The following is a 15,808-nucleotide window of genomic DNA, read 5'->3' on the forward strand; positions in this document are numbered from 1 at the left end:
GCATTTGGATCTCCGGTCAGCCGAATTCCATCATCGGATGAGCTGCCACCACCGGTCGTGAGCGCATGGACGCGCCGCAGCTGGTTCAGCGGGCGGCTCGCTCGTACGGTCGTGGTCATCCCGTCGAGAGCAGCGAGTTGGGCCCCGTCCGGCCCAGAGGCGATCACCGTAGGACGATCTGCGCCCCGAGAAGTAAGTACAGAAGAGGATTCTGGTAGGTCAGGTCAGATCGCGAGTGGCTGCAGCGGTGCGTACTCCAGCCACGGATCGCGCAGCGCCTCGAGCCGCTGGTGAGCGTGGCGGGCGTGCGCGACCCGGAAGTACGCCATCACCCGCGGCGTCATGGACGTGTTGCGACCGACAGCGTGCGGGACAAGGTGGTGCATCAGCAGTACGTCCCCCGGCTGTCCGAGCAACGGTGTGCCTTCTTCGTCGTCGATGTGTGGCGGGACCTGGTCAGTCATGCCGGCTGACCACTCCGAACGGAACCACTCCGCCATGCGGAGGTGACCACCTGGCACGTAGCGCAGTGCGCCGCTGTCTCGGTCGGTGACCTCGGACAACACGACCCCGACCAGGAGTGTGAAGGTACGCAGCTCGGCAGGATCGAGATGGGGGCAGGCCACCCCGTCTACATGCATAGCCTTCGCCGACTGGGCTGCCCCCTGGGCGTCTGGGATACGGATCTGAATCTGGGTCGTCGACACCGGCTGTGTTTCCGGAACGAGCGAGGCCACCAAGTTGAAGATTCCGGATTCGTGAAACAGGGCAAGCATGTCTGGGTGCGTACCCAACTCGGGCGCGAATGTGCGCTGCGTATATGACTCGATAAGGTCTGACTGCATCTTGCCCTGGTACCAGCCATTAATCAACAACCGGGCGCGGTCGACGAGTTCGGAATCTACGAAGTTTCGCCGGATCACAATGCCTTCTCGGACGAATTGAGCCATTTCGTGCGGGGTGATGGCGGCGGACATGGAAGCCTCCAAGGGGTCACGGTACTGGCGGCAACGGGTTTGCCTTGGTCAGGCGCGCGATGACATCGGAACACCGATCGAGGGCGCTGGAAATTATCTGCTCACCGAGTTCGGCGGACGCCTGCCGCGCGTCTCCGCCGATAATGCCGAGCTGACCCATTGAGGGATCGTCCGAGTCCCAGGGCCAGGTGCACCCGCGGTCGAGGACGAGCCGGCGGATGTCAGCGACCTGGTTCGGGTTGGGAACGTAGTCGACTGGCAGCAGAGCGAGGCGTACGTCCTGTGGGGACAGCGCCAGCATCATCGAGGTTTCCCGCAGCCCCGCGTGGATATCCGGCGATTCTCCGCCGGCCCGGACGGTCGCCATCGAGCTGGGGTGTAGGACGCAGACGTTGACCCGGTGGCGCTGACGCAACTCGTAGACGATGGCCTCGAGGATGCCGCGGTTTCCGCCATGTCCGTTGACCATGAGAAGGTTACGAACATTGGTGGAACGAACGTATTCGGCGCAGACGGTGTCCAAAAGGCTCGTGAAGACCGAGACTGGCAGGGTGATCGTGCCGGGCGCCCAGGCGTGCTCGGGTGAGAGCCCGTAGGGGATGGCCGGCAGCGCCCACAGGTCATGGCTCGCGCCGTACCGGCGGACCAGCCAGTTGGTGAACTGCTCCGCGATCACGGTGTCGGTGGACAGGGGAAGGTGCGGTCCATGCTGCTCATAGGATCCGATGGGCAGGCAAAGCACCGATGTCTCCGTCAGCGCGGAGCGGATCTCATCGGTAGCGAGCCGTCCGACCTCGCGAATTCGCGTGGTCATTGCTGGCTCCGGCGGCCGATGCGGATAAGAAACTCGTTGTTCTCGTCAAAGGTGTCGTCGTCGCTGAACCTCGCGAGCGTGTGACGGACGGCGGCCTCGAACTCCGGAAGGCGGTCACCAAACAGGTGAGGCGCGGCAAATGAAGTGGAGTAGAGGTAGCCGAGGATGCTCTCCGCCGACCAAACTCGATGGACCGCCACCCGCATCTCTTGGACGTCGTTGAAGGCTGATTCTTGCATTATCTCGCTGTACGGCCGGTCGTGGTGACGGAACACCCCGGCGCCAGCGCGGCGCTCCTTGCCCAGGAAGTCCTGGATCATCTCACGGATCGCGGACTTCCAGGGACTGCCCGCAGCCCAGAAGCTGTTGTCTCCGAAGATCGCGACAGCGCCGTCTGGGGCCACCTGGTCGTCCAGTTGCCGTAGTACCCCAGCCTGGTCAAGCCAGTGAAACGCGCGACAGATGGTCACAAGGTCGGCGCGCCAGTCGTCTGGCGGCGTGAACTCCTCAGCGGCACAGCGTCGCAGGGCCATCAGGGTTCCGCCCGGCACCTGCGGCCTGAGCACCGCTTCCGCTGCGGCCAACATGTCGGAGTCGGTGTCGATGGCGAGGATGTCGTCGAAGTGGGGGAGCAGCGCCTCAACGACCAGGCCCGTGCCGGTCCCCACGTCCAGCAGGCGTCGCGGGCGACGCTCTGGCGCCGCCGCGGTCAGGACGTCGGTGACAGCTGCTGGGATCCCGGGACGGTACCTGCGGTAGTGCTCCACGGTTCCGGCGAACGTACTCATCGAGGCCTCCTCATACACAGGTCACGCACGTGTTCCGCAGCAGCGCCGAGATTGGCCGCTACCAGCACGTCTGACCTAACGAACCGGTTTGCTTCGGGCAGTGCACGGCCTTTGGAAATCCAGATCGCGCGCGCCCCGGCGTGGATAGCGCCGAGAATGTCACACTCCCAGTGGTCCCCGATATGCACGATCTGGCGCGTGTTCAGGCCCCACCGAGATGCGACTACCTGGAAAGCTCGACGATCGGGTTTGGCATAGCCGATACGACAAGACGGGAAGTGATCGGCCACCCACAGCGACAACATCGACTTCAATCGTTCAGGCTCTGCCTCGATGCAGGTGACGTTCGACAGTGTCACCACCGGAAGCACGGCGCTGATCCGTTCGAGCGCCTGCGGCACCTCAGGGAATAGACGTAACGGTGCGGGGGTCATGTTGCGGGGGAATTTGGTAGGAGGTAGGCGGAGAGCCCGGCATACCTCGTCAACAAGCTGGTCAGTGATTGCGGACGCGGTGTGCAGCCGCTGCCGCAGCAGGCGGACAGCGTCACGAGGGTCCAGCGGGGACGCGGCCACCAGTGCGGCGGTGATGCCAGGGCGCTCAGCGATGCCCAGGGTGCCGCCGACGTCCATGGTGACGAGCGCTGGTGACTCAGCCGGCATTCGCGGATCCCTGCCCCGATCGTGCCGTTTCGTCAGTCGCCTGTCCGGCGAACGGATCCATCGCAGGGATCGCGGCGACGATTGCATCGATGCGGGCCTGCCGGATATGACTCGTGGCTGCCTCTTCGAGGAACGTCAGCGCGTAGCGGAGTTCAGCGTCGTCGAGGTGATCGAGCGCCCGCTGATGCCGGGCTGCTGCCGCTGCCAGATCAGCGGGTATCGCGCGCCGTCGGCTGCCATGCGGTAGGTGCAGTACCCCAGAGCAGCTTGTCGCCAGATCGGCGAACGCCTCCGGGGCGACCGGACGCAGTACCGTCACGTCGTCGAGCGTGATGATCCGTACGGCGATCCGCCGATCACCGAGTTGGAGTACGCCCGTGAGGAAGGTGTCGTGGCCGCCGAGCCGCTCGGCGAGCACGAGTTGTGCCCCACCCTCGGCGTGACCGACCGCCCCGGCAACGGCCACGCTGGTAGCACTCGCTGGCATCATTGCCTCCTGGGTGTGAGGCCAAGGCCTGGCGCCTCGGGCACGAGGAGCCGGCCGGCGTCGTGCCGGATTGGGTCCGTGAACAACGTCTGCCGCCGAGGTTCCCACTGCATCTGGTACTCGACCGCCAGCACGTTGTCAGGGAACGCGGCGGCCAGGTGCACGGCCGGAACGAGGGACCGCCCGTGCGGGTACACCGGTACGCCAGCGGCGATCGCCCGCCTCACCAAGGACAACGCTGCGGTGAGACCGCCGCAGCCGACCACGTCGAGGGTGAACGCGCTCAGCGCCCGCAGGCCCAACAACGGCGTTGGGTCGTCGCCCAAGCGCAAGCGCTCACCCAGCGCCAACGGTGGATGCGAGGCAGTCAGGAGCCCATAGCCCTCCATGTCATACGTGTCCAGCGGTTCCTCCAGCCAGACCAACCTCGCGGGGTCTACCAGCTCGCTGAAACGCAGCATCAGCGCCTCATCCCAGGCCCAGAGTGCATCGAAAGCAGTCGGTGCGCCCGCAGCCTCGCTGACCCGTTGAACGACTAGCGCCAACCGCTTGGCGTCGGCCTCGATTTCCAGTCGCGGGTCCGGTCGAAGGCCCCACTTGGTGGACCGCCATCCCTGATTGGCGACGCGCCGAACAAGATGTGCGGTGGACCCGACGCTGACATCGAGGCGTAACCACGAGGCGTACGCCGGTACGGCGGTCTGGTCACCGGACGCCCCGAGTAGCACCGAGACGGGGCTTCCTTCCAGTCGGCCATGAAGATCCCAAACCGCGCAATCCAGCGCACCGATGGCCCATGAGGCCACGGCTCCGAGCGGTGCACCCAGGCCGCGCTGTAACTGGACCAACAGACGGTCATGGTCAACAACGGAAGCGCCGATCGCCAATGACGCGACGCAGGCATCAAGCAGCGCTGCGGCTGGGCCGCTCACCGGCCCGTACCAGCCCGTATGTCCGGCGGCACGCACCGCGACGAGGTGGGCGTCGTCGCCCGACCCCACCAGATCCGAGTAGTCGATGATTTCGATGCTCTCGATCCGAGGCTGGTTCATGCGGGGATTCCGTCCACAGGCTCGGCCGGCACAGGAGTGGTTGTTCGGGCCTTACTGGTGTTTCCGTCCGCTGACAGCGCTCGTCGGCCTTCCCCGGCCCAGCGTGCCGTCAGCAGGCGTTCCGCCGCCGCGGATAGTCCGGCCACGTCCATTCCGGCGGTCTCCGCCAGCCGGTGCTGCGACATTGGCCCAGCCGGTTCACACCACCCAATCACCGTCACCGGTCGGCGCAGCCGGCCCTCGATCAGACCCCAAACTGCCGCACGGTGGCCGAGCGTTGCGATGACAAGTGGCGCGGTAGCACCGAAGTAGTGCCGAATCTCGGCAGCCGACAGCCCGGACGGCCAGATTGCCGGGTCTCCGAGGGTGGTCAAATCCTGTACGCCGACGACCCGGACCCTGAGGCCCCGGCGTTGCCTGAGGGCCAGTGCCGCCGGGCGGGCGATCGTTGCGGGCAGGTCGCCAGCGGCGAGAATAACAAGGTCCGGCTCGCCATCGTCGCTTGTGTGCGGCCAGACCGCCAGGCCACGAGCGCACTCCTGCTCGACGGTTTCCAGCGGTTGCTCGTCGGTGGGGTGCTTGCCCGCGAGAATGACGTTCACCTGACCGACCGAGTTGAGCGCGCGGTCGAGCACCACTGCGAGCCGACTCGGATCTGCGGGGGTCAGCACCCGGACTGCCGGGTCTTGTGTCGCCAGCAGGGCCGTCGTCAACGACGGGTCGCCGTGGGTGTAGGTGTTGTGCCACCCGTACGAGGTGAGCAACAGGTTCAGGCTCGGTCTCTTCTCCGACGCCGCCATGACCCGGTACTGCTTGAGCAGTTGGACGAGCCCGGTCAGCAGCAGCGGAGCGAAGGCTTCGTACGAGACGAGCAGGCCGCGGCGGCCTGTGGCAGTCCAGCCAGCGAGCCAGCTCAGCAGGACTTCCTCCGCGAGCACCTCGGTAGCCCAGGGCTCCTGGGCAAGGTCGCCCAGTCGGTTCGATGCCAGTTCGTCGGGACTGAACAGATGGAAGTCTCCGTCGCCGGCATGCTTTCGGAGTACAGCGGTCACCGCACTGGCGAAGCAGCCGTATCGGACAGGTGTCGGAGGCTCACCGGCTGAGGAGTGTCGCGCCGTACGGCGTGGTCGCACACGACCCTGCACGACCCGGACGGCCTCGGCCAGTGCGCCCGTCGCGGTCCCGTTGGCGGTGAAGAGCTCCGCCGGGCGGTACGAGGCAAGCCACTGCCGAAGCGTGGCCAGCTGATCCGGGTGTCGCCGGGGGTCCGTGAGAGGCGTCTTGTGGGTGAGTGGGGTGCCCAGGAGCGGGCGCGCCGCCAGTTCCGCCGGGCCGCTCCACCCCTTGGTGCACCGGAGGAATATCGCTGTCGGAAGCTGCTCCCGGACCGCGGTGACCGCTGCGACGAGCGCCGCGCGAAAGCTCTGGTGTTCCCCGAGACCCGCCGCGTTGAGGTGGACAACGCTCGACCGCCAACCCAGTCCGGTGGCGTACCCCCGCAGTGCGTCATCGTCCATCGCTCCGAGGAGCGACTGGCTCCCCATGCGGAAGCCGTTGACCTGGATGATGGGCAACACCCGGGTACGGTCGGCCAGCGCGCGGCCGGTCAGCCATGCTGCCGCCGTTGCCGGCGTCTCGCACTCGCCGTCGCCGAGCACCGGCACCAGGATCCGATCGGGGGCGTCGAGCGCCGCGCCCTGAGCGAAGGCGAGCGCGCCGCCGATTTGCCCGCCGAGGTACCAGCCGCCTGGTAACGACGGTGACACCTCGGCACCGAGTCCGTCGAGATCGGGAAATGCGGCGACGAGCCGGGAAAGACCCTTGGCGTCCGCGCCGAAGCGGGGCCGTACCCTGGCAAGATCGCCGGTGAGCCAGGCCATCGCGACCTGGGCGACGCCAGCGTGGCCAGCACCGATTATTGGCACGAGTTCGTCATCGATGCTCGCTCCTGCCAACATCACGTGGCTCAGGACGAACGCGACGCCCGGCACCGTTCCCCAGTGTCCCGACGGACGGTTCTTAACCTGTTCGGGGACCAGCGGTTCGGTCAGCAACGGGTTCGACTCCAGGTGGAGTTGCGCCACGCTTACATATGTGACAGCGCGCCAGAGAGCGTCGGCCAGCTGCGCGAAATCCGTCATCACGCCGCTCCCGGAGCCGAGAAGTCGGGTAGCGCCTCGCCGTCGAAGGTGAAGTACCACAGCGGCCGGTAGCACTCCCACGCCGCCGGTCGGAGACCTGTCGGCCCGATGACTGCCTCTATGGCACGCCGCGCCTCCAGATAAAACTCCAGGTCGATCGCTCCCGGCGACCGCAAACCGGCCATGATCGAGTTATGTGCCTGGTACACCTGGAAGTTCGGAAAGTCCGTGATGTGCCGGCCGAGTTCGGTGATCCCAGCGACCAGGTCGGTCAGCGGATCGAGCCCGACGATATAGGTGTACGACGCATCCAAGCCGGCCTGGCGCGCTCGGACGAGCACGCCAGGCATCTCGGCCCTGGACACTTCGGCCTTGCTCGCCTTGAGCAGCAGATCCCGTCGGGTGAAGCACTCCGCCGTCAGCCGAAGCACGAATGGCGCCACGCCAGCGGCCAACTCCTGGAAGGCATCAAGGCTGCGGATGACCGACGTCAAGAACCCGATCCGAGCCGAGATTCCGTGTCGGGCAAGCGCAGCCCGCAGTCCGAGCAGATGGTGCACTGCGGATGATTCACGTTCAAAGCAGCCGGTCGAAACCGTCACCTCCCGTAGCTCTGTGAGGTCTCGACGGGGGTGCTGCTCGACCAGTGCAGCGAGTAGTTCGTCCAACCCTCGGTCCTCGGTCAGCCGGGGATCGGCGGCCGCCTCCAAGGTGTTGGGGCAGAACGCGCACCCGGTGCAGCGACTACGGGCGTTCGGGTTCAGGGTCGCGGCGCGCCCACCCCGGCGGAAGTAACCGCCCACCGCCTCGTCGGCGTCAATCCGCTCGACCTGGGCAACGAGCTTTCCCTGGAGCGTGAGGTTCCCGTCGTGCAGCTTGAACGGCGAAACGTCGGCGTTGAGGGGCACGATCACCTGCCACGACACCTGCGGTTGCCTCGTGAGCCGGACGGTGAGCCGAGCGCGACGCCGATCCTGGTCGGACGAGATCCCGTACAGGTTGACGGCTATCAGGAGTGCGTCCTCGACGGGTACGGAGTGTCGTATCGCGCATCGTTCGAGCTGTCCAACAGTGATGGGTGCGTTATTGGCCAGTGTGGCGTTGGGGGTGACCGACACGATCGCTCCTTTGTCCGCACGTTGAGCCCGGAGGTCCCTGCGGCTGTCTTGGAGCAGCACAGGTCCATCAATTCACTCGGACCACGGCACCACGCACAACGCTCCGCATGCGGACAGCTACCTTGTCCGCATGCCATGAACGGCGCGGACTCGATTGCAGGCAGCCTCGCTCGGCGACGCCGACGACGGACTCTGCCTCGGCGAGGCCGCCCGCCGGGTCGCGGAACGGTCACCCGCGAGCGTCCACGCCTCCGTGCTGTCCCGCCTCGCGTACGCCTACGCCGCCGCCGTAAGCGCGCCCCGGCCGTCGCCGACCTGCTGCCCGAGCTGGAGAACGCGCTCGCGCGGCAGCGGGCCTGACACTACGGTCGATCGATGAGCCGCAGCGACGTCGACGTCTTGGTGATCGGCGCTGGTGTGTCTGGCCTGACCAGTGCCGTCTGCCTTGCCGAAGCCGGAATGCGGGTCACGGTCTGGGCAGCCGAGCTACCCGAGCGAACCACGTCGTACGCCGCCGGGGCGATGTGGGGTCCGTACCACGTCGAACCCGTCGACCGGGTACGTCTCTGGAGTGCCCAGACCCTTGAGGTTCTGCGGCAACTCGCCACCGACGCGAGGACTGGGGTGCGCCTTGTCCCCGGTGTTGAGGCGTCCCGTAAACCGGTCGATCCGCCGGAGTGGGGGCACCAGCTCGACGGATTCCGGATGTGTGAAGCAGACGAACTGCCCGACGGCTTCGCCACCGGATGGCGGTACACGGCGCCGATCGTCGCCATGCCGGTCTACCTCGGCTACCTGCGACAGCGGCTGGAGGAAGTCGGCGGCAACATCGAGATTTGCCGGATCGACTCGCTCGACCAGGCCCTCGGGGTTGCGCCCGTCGTCGTGAACTGCGCCGGCATGGGGGCGCGGGACCTCGTGCCCGACCCTGACCTGACACCGATCCGCGGACAGCTCGTCGTGGTCGAGAACCCCGGGATCAGTGAGTTCTTCTCCGAGGACACCGGCCCCTCGCCCGACCTGCTGCACTTCTATCCGCAGGGCGAGACCGTCGTCCTCGGCGGTATCGCCCAGCCCGGCGAGTGGAGCCGGGAACCGGATCCGGACACCGCCGCGGCGATCGTCACCCGCTGCGCCGAGGTCGAGCCACGCCTCCGAGGCGCCCAGGTCATCGAGCACCGAGTCGGTCTACGTCCGACACGGCCGTACGTCCGGCTCGAGGAGCAGGAGTTCGATGGCGCACGGATGATCCATAATTACGGCCACGGCGGTGCAGGAGTATCCCTTTCCTTCGGGTGCGCGGCAGAGGTCACCGAAGAATTCTCCAAGGTTAGCGGGTATCGATTGAGCGCTTATGATTAAGCAGGATCGCGGCCAGCGGCGCTGCGGTGGCGGCAACAGATTAGTTCATTCGCCTGGGACGAGGACGTTATCGGTGAAGCCGTAGTGGTCCCACCACAACGCCCTACGGTGCTTCCGGAGAACCCCGTCAAACCGGGTTAACAGCAGCACGTCGCCGTTGAGGATTAGTGCGGCGTCCTCTCGTCGACAGGTGAGTACGCGGGATACCACGGCCAGCATGTTGGAAATGCCGTTCTCGACAGGGCTCTCCTTGGCCATTCGGAATGTGACGTTGACGTAGCTGTCCGGCTCCCATACCCAAGTCGTCGCGTCGTCGTCCTCGGCCTCGTAGTACCCGTCGTGGCCGGGCCGCACGATGAGGGTGAACCCCTGCTGATCGTGCAGGTCGGCGGTGAGTAGCCCTGGCGTCTCGGTCGGCGTCGGCCGCTCGGCCGGGTCTGGCACTGCACACTCGACCAACTGATCGAGAGGGATCTTCCCGGCAAGCGTCAACCGGTATTCGATAGCCATCTGTCAGCCTTTCGCGTCGGGGTGCGCCACGATTTTCACGAGCTTACCGGTCGGCGTTAGCGCCACCAGTTCCTTGAGGTTGTCCACGGGCCAGTCGTCGAACTGCTTCCGCAAGGCATCGAGGTCGCCCCGCCAGTCACCGAGATTGAGTACGACACGCTCAGTCTGCCCGTCCTCGACCTTGTCCCGCACGCCGCTCCAGACACCCCGTACCGACTTCGTCTCTCCCGGCGCGTAGCAGTCGAAAACGTGTCCCTCGACCAGATAGTCTGGGTCCTTTCCCGGATTTCCGCGATCGCCGGTCTGTGCCCGTGCCTCGGCCACCTCGCGACGGCTCGGATTCTGGTGCACGTGGTAGCCACGGTCGGCCAGCACGTCCGCGCACTCATTCTCCCGTTCCAACGAACGGCGCCCACTGGCGTCCAACCGTGCACCGATCCTGGTCCGTGAGCCCGTCGGTGATCCGCCGGGTCGGCCGGTGGGCGGCCTGTTCCAGGCGAGATCGGCGCTGTTCGCTGCCCTGGTTCGCCCGGCGGAGGCATCAGGTGAGACCGGCGCCGGGCTGGTCGGCGAGTTGCCGCCAGCCCGGCCTAGTTTCCCGAGTTGCCCGTCCGGCGTGCATCGTTGACGGCCGAGGCGAGTGACTGCTTGACGGCGCTGCCCTGTTGAGCCACCAGCGACAGGATCTCCTTGATGGTTCCGAGCATGGAGAGCAGCGGCCCGGGATCACCACCCTGCAGCACCCGGACGACGAGTGTCCGGGCCTCCTCAACGTCGCTGATAGAGGAACCAACTCCGTCGTGCGCTGTACCCACCCTGTCCGCCGCGCGGTTCAGCGCCTCGACCACCTCGGCAGGTGAGGCTTCTCTGGGTACCGCCACGACAGAGGTGGAAGCCTGATCGATGGCCCCGTCGATGTTGCCCAAGCCAGCTTGGATGTTTCCGATCGCCCCCCGCACCTGGGACATGCCGGCGGCGATCCCGTTGAATCCTGCGGCTGCGGCCCTCGTCGCCACTTGCTCAGCCTCTTGCGCGGTGGCGGAAGCGGTCGACCTGGCCCGGTCCACACCCGCGCGCATCGACCGCAGTTCGCCGCTGATGGCGTCGGTTCGCGACATGTTCGCAGAGTCCTCCGTCGAAGGGCAGGAGATCAGCAAGCCGGTCTGCTCCCGGCAACGTGGTCGGGGGGACGACCGCCGCAGAGCGAAGTCCGCTGTCAATCGTACGAATCCCCGCAAGACCTCCAAGCCGTCTCCGCCGGTCTGTCGGGCGTCCGATGGTCACCACCACCACTGTCACCACTGCGGGTGCCGGCAACTGGCGTTGGCGCCGGTGGCGCTCAGGTCGGGTGGCCTGCACGCTGCCGACACCGCTCCGCTCCCAGATCCACGTCGCCTCAGGTGCCCTTCCGGCTGCCATCGATGATCTTCGTGCGTGTGTGCGATGTGTGCTCCTGTGCGATGATCGACGCTGAGTGACGATGCGCGACCGTGCTCGCCGCTGGTGGTCGGTCGGGCCAAGCCCTGATCGCGTGCGGTCGGTGTGCGGTCCGCTGGTGGCGGTGCCAGCGTTGACCGCCGCCGGGGCTCCCTGCGGTACGCTGACAGCCGCCGCTAGGTAGTGTGGATCACCAGGCCCTCGTAGCTCAGGGGATAGAGCATCGGTTTCCTAAACCGTGTGTCGCAGGTTCGAATCCTGCCGGGGGCACCAGGTCAGAGGCTTGATTCCAAATCTGGCCTACGGATCGTGGAGCCATGCGTGGAGCGAGCCGCCTATGTAGCTCAGAGCAGGTCGAAGAAATTCCTCGGACTAGCCTCAGTCTGACGCTGCTGTTTTTCGGATGGCCAGATTGGCAGACGGCGGGCACCTGGTTGACTGCGGTTTTCTTCTTCATCGACACTCGCATTTGATTGCAGTTCTAGTAGCTCCTCGACGTCTGATGTGTCCAGCCTGCAGTCCCATCGGTCAGCTAAGTCAGTAATCTTCTCAAGCGTCTCATCCTCGTCGCCCCTGGGGTCGTTTTCTAACTGATCAACCAGCTCGTAAATAACCTCGGCGGCGTAGCTATCAAACTCCCTTTCCAGCTCTTCCACGAATTCATCCGTGACTGGAACGATGTCGATAACGTCTTTTAGGGTAGACCAATCATCCATGTCTTCTGCTTGACTTAAGTATGCTAGTAGGTCGGACTCGAACTTGGTCCTTGTTGGCCGCCATTCGTCCGGGATTTGTGACCGAAGGGCGCCGACCGCTTGAACTAGGGGGTCTGTGCCTATGCGCGGTAGATTCGAGATTATTCGCTCTGTGATGAGTTCAATGAGGCCCTTCTTGGGTGATGCGCCGGTTAAGTGATAGAGCCCAACGAGTAGGCTCAGGCGCTCACCGATGTGTGTGTGCCATTGTCGCTCGATGAAGAAGAGGGTGCCATTAACGACGGTTGGACCGGGCGAAAAGAACAGGCGCTCCGTGGCCCTTAGTAATGTTAGCTCCAAGTCCTTTTGGCGTGGCTTGAAGTGACCCACATTTTGGCGCCTTGGGGGGTAGTACCCGCATAGCCCCGCGAGTATGCGAATTTGCCCAAAATAGGCCGCCGCTTTGCTGATGGCGGAGATAGTGTCTGGATAGGCGAGCATGAACTTATATACAGCATCTGCCAAGCCTGGTTCTATGCGTTCAACTAGAACCAGTCCTGGGTGCTCGACGCGAACTGAGAGGAAATCGCCATCGAGGATTGCCATAGCGGCGTCGAAGTCTAGGTCAAGGGAATGCCGGTTGTCTGCGGCTCGTAGTGCTCTTACTGCCTTGTAAAGCTCGGATCCGAGTATAGTTGCATAACCAAATGATGCTCGCGTCAGGAGAATGTCCCGCTGTAATCCGTTCATCTGGTAGCGAAGAATGTGGTCCCACAATTCCTCTGGGCGCTCTAGTGCTGCTACAAGGTAACCCGGCAGATCAGTTTCGGATATGTGGCCGCTGTCGACTGCCGGCTCGGTGGTAAACCTGTTGAATCTCCGTCGAGGCGACGGTCCACCGTCCCGAGCCAGCTTCGAAATCGCGGTAGAAGTCAAGCGAGGGTTGAACTTGCGGTGTCTTACAACCTTGTCATATTCGCCAGAGGGAGCCTTAGATGCTACTTCTCGGAGTGGCGAGAAGTAGAGCTGATTATAAAGAATGTGTGACTTTTCATGGACTGTAAGAGATTCGGCCCGTATCGATATACGGGTGGTGTCGAAGACTGTGTCGGAGAGCTTCTCGTAGCTCTGTTGAGCTCGCCGGAGCACGTAGTCCCGCGTAGTCATTATTAAAGCCTTGGTTGGATCAGACTCGACTAGCTGAATCAGCCTTAACAGCTCGGCGTCCCCGTTCGTCCGTAGCTTGGCTTCTAAGCCATCCTGGCCAAGGAAATCATCGAAGAACAAGACTTGCTTGGCGTCAGGATTGTGCTGCGCTTCTAGCTCTCGGGCGTCCCCAACCGCCACTATGGGTTCCCAGCCGTCTGCCATAAACTGTAATAACAGGATGTGGGCGGTGGTTGTCTTTCCGACTCCGGGAGGTCCCGCCAGTATGCAAACGCCGTGCTCGTTAAGGCATGCCCTTGCCCTCGTCACGAAGCCAGTCTCTACGAAACTGCGACGGAGTCGTCGGAGTTCGTCACGCAAGTAACCCGATCTAAGATGTTCTATGCTGTGCAGCAATGTGCTCATGACTGCTGCGCTTGACATCCACAGCTTGGGTGTCGCCTGTTCTACCTTCGGATGTCGTCTGATCAGCGCGGCAATGTCGTCCCGGGCGTAGATGTCTGATTCGACAATATTTCCTGAGAATATGACTGAAATGCTTTTTTTATTAGCTCGTGTCAGTCTCGCGGTTGTGGCAAGGACATATCTGGACGCCTCGTTGCTGATGCTCTTTTGGGCTTCCTTGGTCAACTCCGTTTTGAGATCCTTGTATGCTGATGTGGGTCGGTGTTTGCACTGCACGACCAGTTCTTGTCCTGTGGCTAAATTAAGCGGCGCGTTGGTGGGCCCTAATACGCGAAGGTCAACTCCACCGTCCCTACCTTTCGGAAACGCTTCAACGCGCACTCCCCACTCTGCGGTTAGAAGGTCGCAAACAAGTCGTTCGAAGTCGTAGTCGGACAGATTCTCAAAGTTCTCCGTCACTCCACACCTCTTGCGAAGCTGCATAGTCCCACCAAGCTGGCCCTAGACTGAGCCTAGCGGGGACTCCGGTTCGGTGCGCCGTCCTCGCGGTTAGCCTGGCGTTGACGATGCGGCATAGAGGGCGTTCATGGGAGCCCGGTTCGTGGCGCGAGCAGCGAGATGGAACTACCGCTACCGTTGCTTCATGCCTCCCAAGTCGAAGGCGCGCAAGCGCTCTCGTGGTGAGATCGAGACGCTACCTAGCGGGTCACTGCGGGTACGGGTTTATGCCGGCATTGACCCGATATCCCGGAAGCGCCACTACCTTGTTGAGACCGTTCCGGCCGGACCAACGGCCGCGCGGGAAGCTGAGCGGGTTCGTACCCGGCTGCTGAACCAGGTTGACGAGAGGCGCAACCCGCGTACGAAGGCTACGGTCAACCAGCTCATGGACCGGTACCTAGAAGTGCTCGACGTCGAGCCTACGACCCGGGGTACCTACGAAGGCTATGTGCGGAACCACATCCGGCCGTTGCTCGGGGAGCTGGCCGTCGGTCGCCTCGATGGCGAAGTGCTCGACTCGTTCTACGCCCTGCTACGTACCTGTCGGGCGCACTGCCGGGGGCGGAACTACATCGAGCATCGCGCCCAGGGCGAGCACGAGTGCGACAGCCGCTGCCAGCCGCACCGGTGCCGGCCGCTGGCCGACTCTTCCATCCGGCAGATCCACGGCATCCTGAGCGGCGCGTGCAAGCGGGCTGTTCGGTGGCGCTGGCTCGGCACCAACCCGATCGATCAGGCCGAGCCGCCGTCCCCGGCGCGGCCCGACCCGCAACCGCCCACACCCGACCAGGCCGCGCGTATCGCAGGCGAGGCATGGCGTGATCTCGATTGGGGCATGCTGGTCTGGCTTGCCCTGATGACTGGCATTCGGCGGGGTGAACTGTGCGCGCTGCGGTGGGATCGGCTCGACTTCGCCGTCGGGGTACTTACCATCCGGTCGAGCATCGCGCAGAGCGGGGCCAAGACATGGGAGAAGGACACCAAGACGCACCAGCATCGGCGCATCACGCTCGATGACCAGACGTTGGCGTTGCTGCGTGCGTACCTCCGTAGGTGCACCGAGCGGGCCACTGCGCTCGGCTTGGTGCTGCCGACGGACGCACGCATCTTTTCTGGGGCGCCTGACGGCAGTACTTGGCTTAAGCCTGGCTCGGTCGGCCAGCGATACGTCCGGATGTGCGCGCGACTCGGGTGGGACATGAACATCCACCAGCTCCGCCACTACTCGGCGACGGAACTGATTGCGGGCGGTGTCGACGTGCGTACCGTTGCCGGTCGTTTGGGTCATGGCGGTGGAGGAGCTACGACTCTACGGGTCTACAGCGCATGGGTTTCTGAGGCGGACCAGCGTGCGGCCGGCAGTCTGGCGAGCCGGATGCCGGCCCTGCCTGTGGAGATTGGAGACGGCGAAGCCTTCCCGGTCCCTGCCCCCAGACCGGTGACGGAGGACTCGGCGCCGTACCAACGCATCGCTGCTGACCTACGAGCGGCCATCACCTGTGGCGCACTTCAACCGGGCGCCGCGCTGCCGACTGTCGCCGACCTTGCCTCGCGGTACGACGTGGCCGCCAGTACGGCCCACCGTGCAATAGCCGAACTCGCCGCCGCCGGGGCGGTGCTGGTGTCCCGGGGTAAGCGAGCAACGGTCGCGGAGCACCCGCGTACGGCGCCGACGCCACGGTCGGCATGATG

14 protein-coding genes and 1 tRNA gene are annotated in these 15,808 nt (G+C 64.5%); 3 read left to right on the forward strand and 12 right to left on the reverse strand.

Annotated features, from left to right (window positions below):
* Positions 1 to 224 precede the first annotated feature (224 nt).
* The 8 genes from V1633_RS16885 to V1633_RS16920 form a co-directional block, all read right to left on the reverse strand.
* Positions 225 to 977, reverse strand: coding sequence for a phytanoyl-CoA dioxygenase family protein (locus V1633_RS16885; RefSeq protein WP_331215292.1), 753 nt, complete (start codon positions 975 to 977; stop codon positions 225 to 227).
* A gap of 16 nt (positions 978 to 993) precedes the next feature.
* Positions 994 to 1,791: a creatininase family protein gene (locus tag V1633_RS16890; RefSeq protein WP_331215293.1), complete on the reverse strand. Its 798-nt coding sequence runs from the start codon at positions 1,789 to 1,791 to the stop codon at positions 994 to 996.
* Positions 1,788 to 2,579: a class I SAM-dependent methyltransferase gene (locus V1633_RS16895; protein ID WP_331215294.1), complete on the reverse strand. Its 792-nt coding sequence runs from the start codon at positions 2,577 to 2,579 to the stop codon at positions 1,788 to 1,790. The genes V1633_RS16890 and V1633_RS16895 overlap by 4 nt, the downstream gene beginning before the upstream one ends.
* Positions 2,576 to 3,241, reverse strand: a complete 666-nt coding sequence (locus V1633_RS16900) for an HAD family hydrolase (RefSeq protein ID WP_331215295.1) — start codon at positions 3,239 to 3,241, stop codon at positions 2,576 to 2,578. Before V1633_RS16900 ends, V1633_RS16895 begins: the two co-directional genes overlap by 4 nt.
* Entirely contained in the window at positions 3,231 to 3,659 is a 429-nt protein-coding gene (locus tag V1633_RS16905) for a hypothetical protein (RefSeq protein WP_331215296.1), read from the reverse strand. Before V1633_RS16905 ends, V1633_RS16900 begins: the two co-directional genes overlap by 11 nt.
* A gap of 68 nt (positions 3,660 to 3,727) precedes the next feature.
* Positions 3,728 to 4,780 carry an enolase C-terminal domain-like protein gene (locus V1633_RS16910; RefSeq protein WP_331215297.1) on the reverse strand — a complete coding sequence of 351 codons (1,053 nt, stop codon included), beginning with the start codon at positions 4,778 to 4,780 and terminating at the stop codon, positions 3,728 to 3,730.
* The gene (locus V1633_RS16915; RefSeq protein ID WP_331215298.1) at positions 4,777 to 6,921 is read right to left on the reverse strand and encodes a phosphoketolase family protein; all 2,145 of its coding nucleotides are present in this window, start codon (positions 6,919 to 6,921) and stop codon (positions 4,777 to 4,779) included. The genes V1633_RS16910 and V1633_RS16915 overlap by 4 nt, the downstream gene beginning before the upstream one ends.
* Positions 6,921 to 8,039: a hypothetical protein gene (locus V1633_RS16920; protein WP_331215299.1), complete on the reverse strand. Its 1,119-nt coding sequence runs from the start codon at positions 8,037 to 8,039 to the stop codon at positions 6,921 to 6,923. Before V1633_RS16920 ends, V1633_RS16915 begins: the two co-directional genes overlap by 1 nt.
* Before the next feature lie 375 nt (positions 8,040 to 8,414).
* On the opposite strand from V1633_RS16920, the gene V1633_RS16925 reads away from it, so the two are divergent.
* Positions 8,415 to 9,401, forward strand: a complete 987-nt coding sequence (locus V1633_RS16925; protein ID WP_331215300.1) for an FAD-dependent oxidoreductase — start codon at positions 8,415 to 8,417, stop codon at positions 9,399 to 9,401.
* Positions 9,402 to 9,446: 45 nt separating this feature from the next.
* On the opposite strand, the gene V1633_RS16930 is transcribed toward V1633_RS16925, so the two are convergent.
* From V1633_RS16930 to V1633_RS16940, 3 genes are all read right to left on the reverse strand, one after another.
* Positions 9,447 to 9,911, reverse strand: a complete 465-nt coding sequence (locus V1633_RS16930; RefSeq protein WP_331215301.1) for a SitI3 family protein — start codon at positions 9,909 to 9,911, stop codon at positions 9,447 to 9,449.
* 3 nt (positions 9,912 to 9,914) lie between these two features.
* Complete coding sequence (locus V1633_RS16935; protein WP_331215302.1) at positions 9,915 to 10,337, reverse strand: CdiA C-terminal domain-containing protein; 423 nt, start codon at positions 10,335 to 10,337, stop codon at positions 9,915 to 9,917.
* A 164-nt stretch (positions 10,338 to 10,501) separates the two neighbouring features.
* A complete protein-coding gene (locus V1633_RS16940; protein ID WP_331215303.1) occupies positions 10,502 to 11,029 on the reverse strand; it encodes a DUF6244 family protein in 528 nt (175 codons plus the stop codon).
* 516 nt (positions 11,030 to 11,545) lie between these two features.
* On the opposite strand from V1633_RS16940, the gene V1633_RS16945 reads away from it, so the two are divergent.
* Positions 11,546 to 11,621: transfer RNA gene (locus tag V1633_RS16945), tRNA-Arg, on the forward strand.
* Between the two features lie 71 nt (positions 11,622 to 11,692).
* On the opposite strand, the gene V1633_RS16950 is transcribed toward V1633_RS16945, so the two are convergent.
* Positions 11,693 to 14,074, reverse strand: coding sequence for an nSTAND3 domain-containing NTPase (locus tag V1633_RS16950; RefSeq protein WP_331215304.1), 2,382 nt, complete (start codon positions 14,072 to 14,074; stop codon positions 11,693 to 11,695).
* 184 nt (positions 14,075 to 14,258) lie between these two features.
* Between V1633_RS16950 and V1633_RS16955 the strand changes: the two genes are divergently transcribed.
* The gene (locus V1633_RS16955) at positions 14,259 to 15,806 is read left to right on the forward strand and encodes a tyrosine-type recombinase/integrase (protein WP_331215305.1); all 1,548 of its coding nucleotides are present in this window, start codon (positions 14,259 to 14,261) and stop codon (positions 15,804 to 15,806) included.
* Positions 15,807 to 15,808: the final 2 nt, after the last annotated feature.

Source organism: Plantactinospora sonchi (assembly GCF_036422035.1).
In the GTDB taxonomy this organism is placed as follows: Bacteria; Actinomycetota; Actinomycetes; order Mycobacteriales; family Micromonosporaceae; genus Plantactinospora; species Plantactinospora sonchi.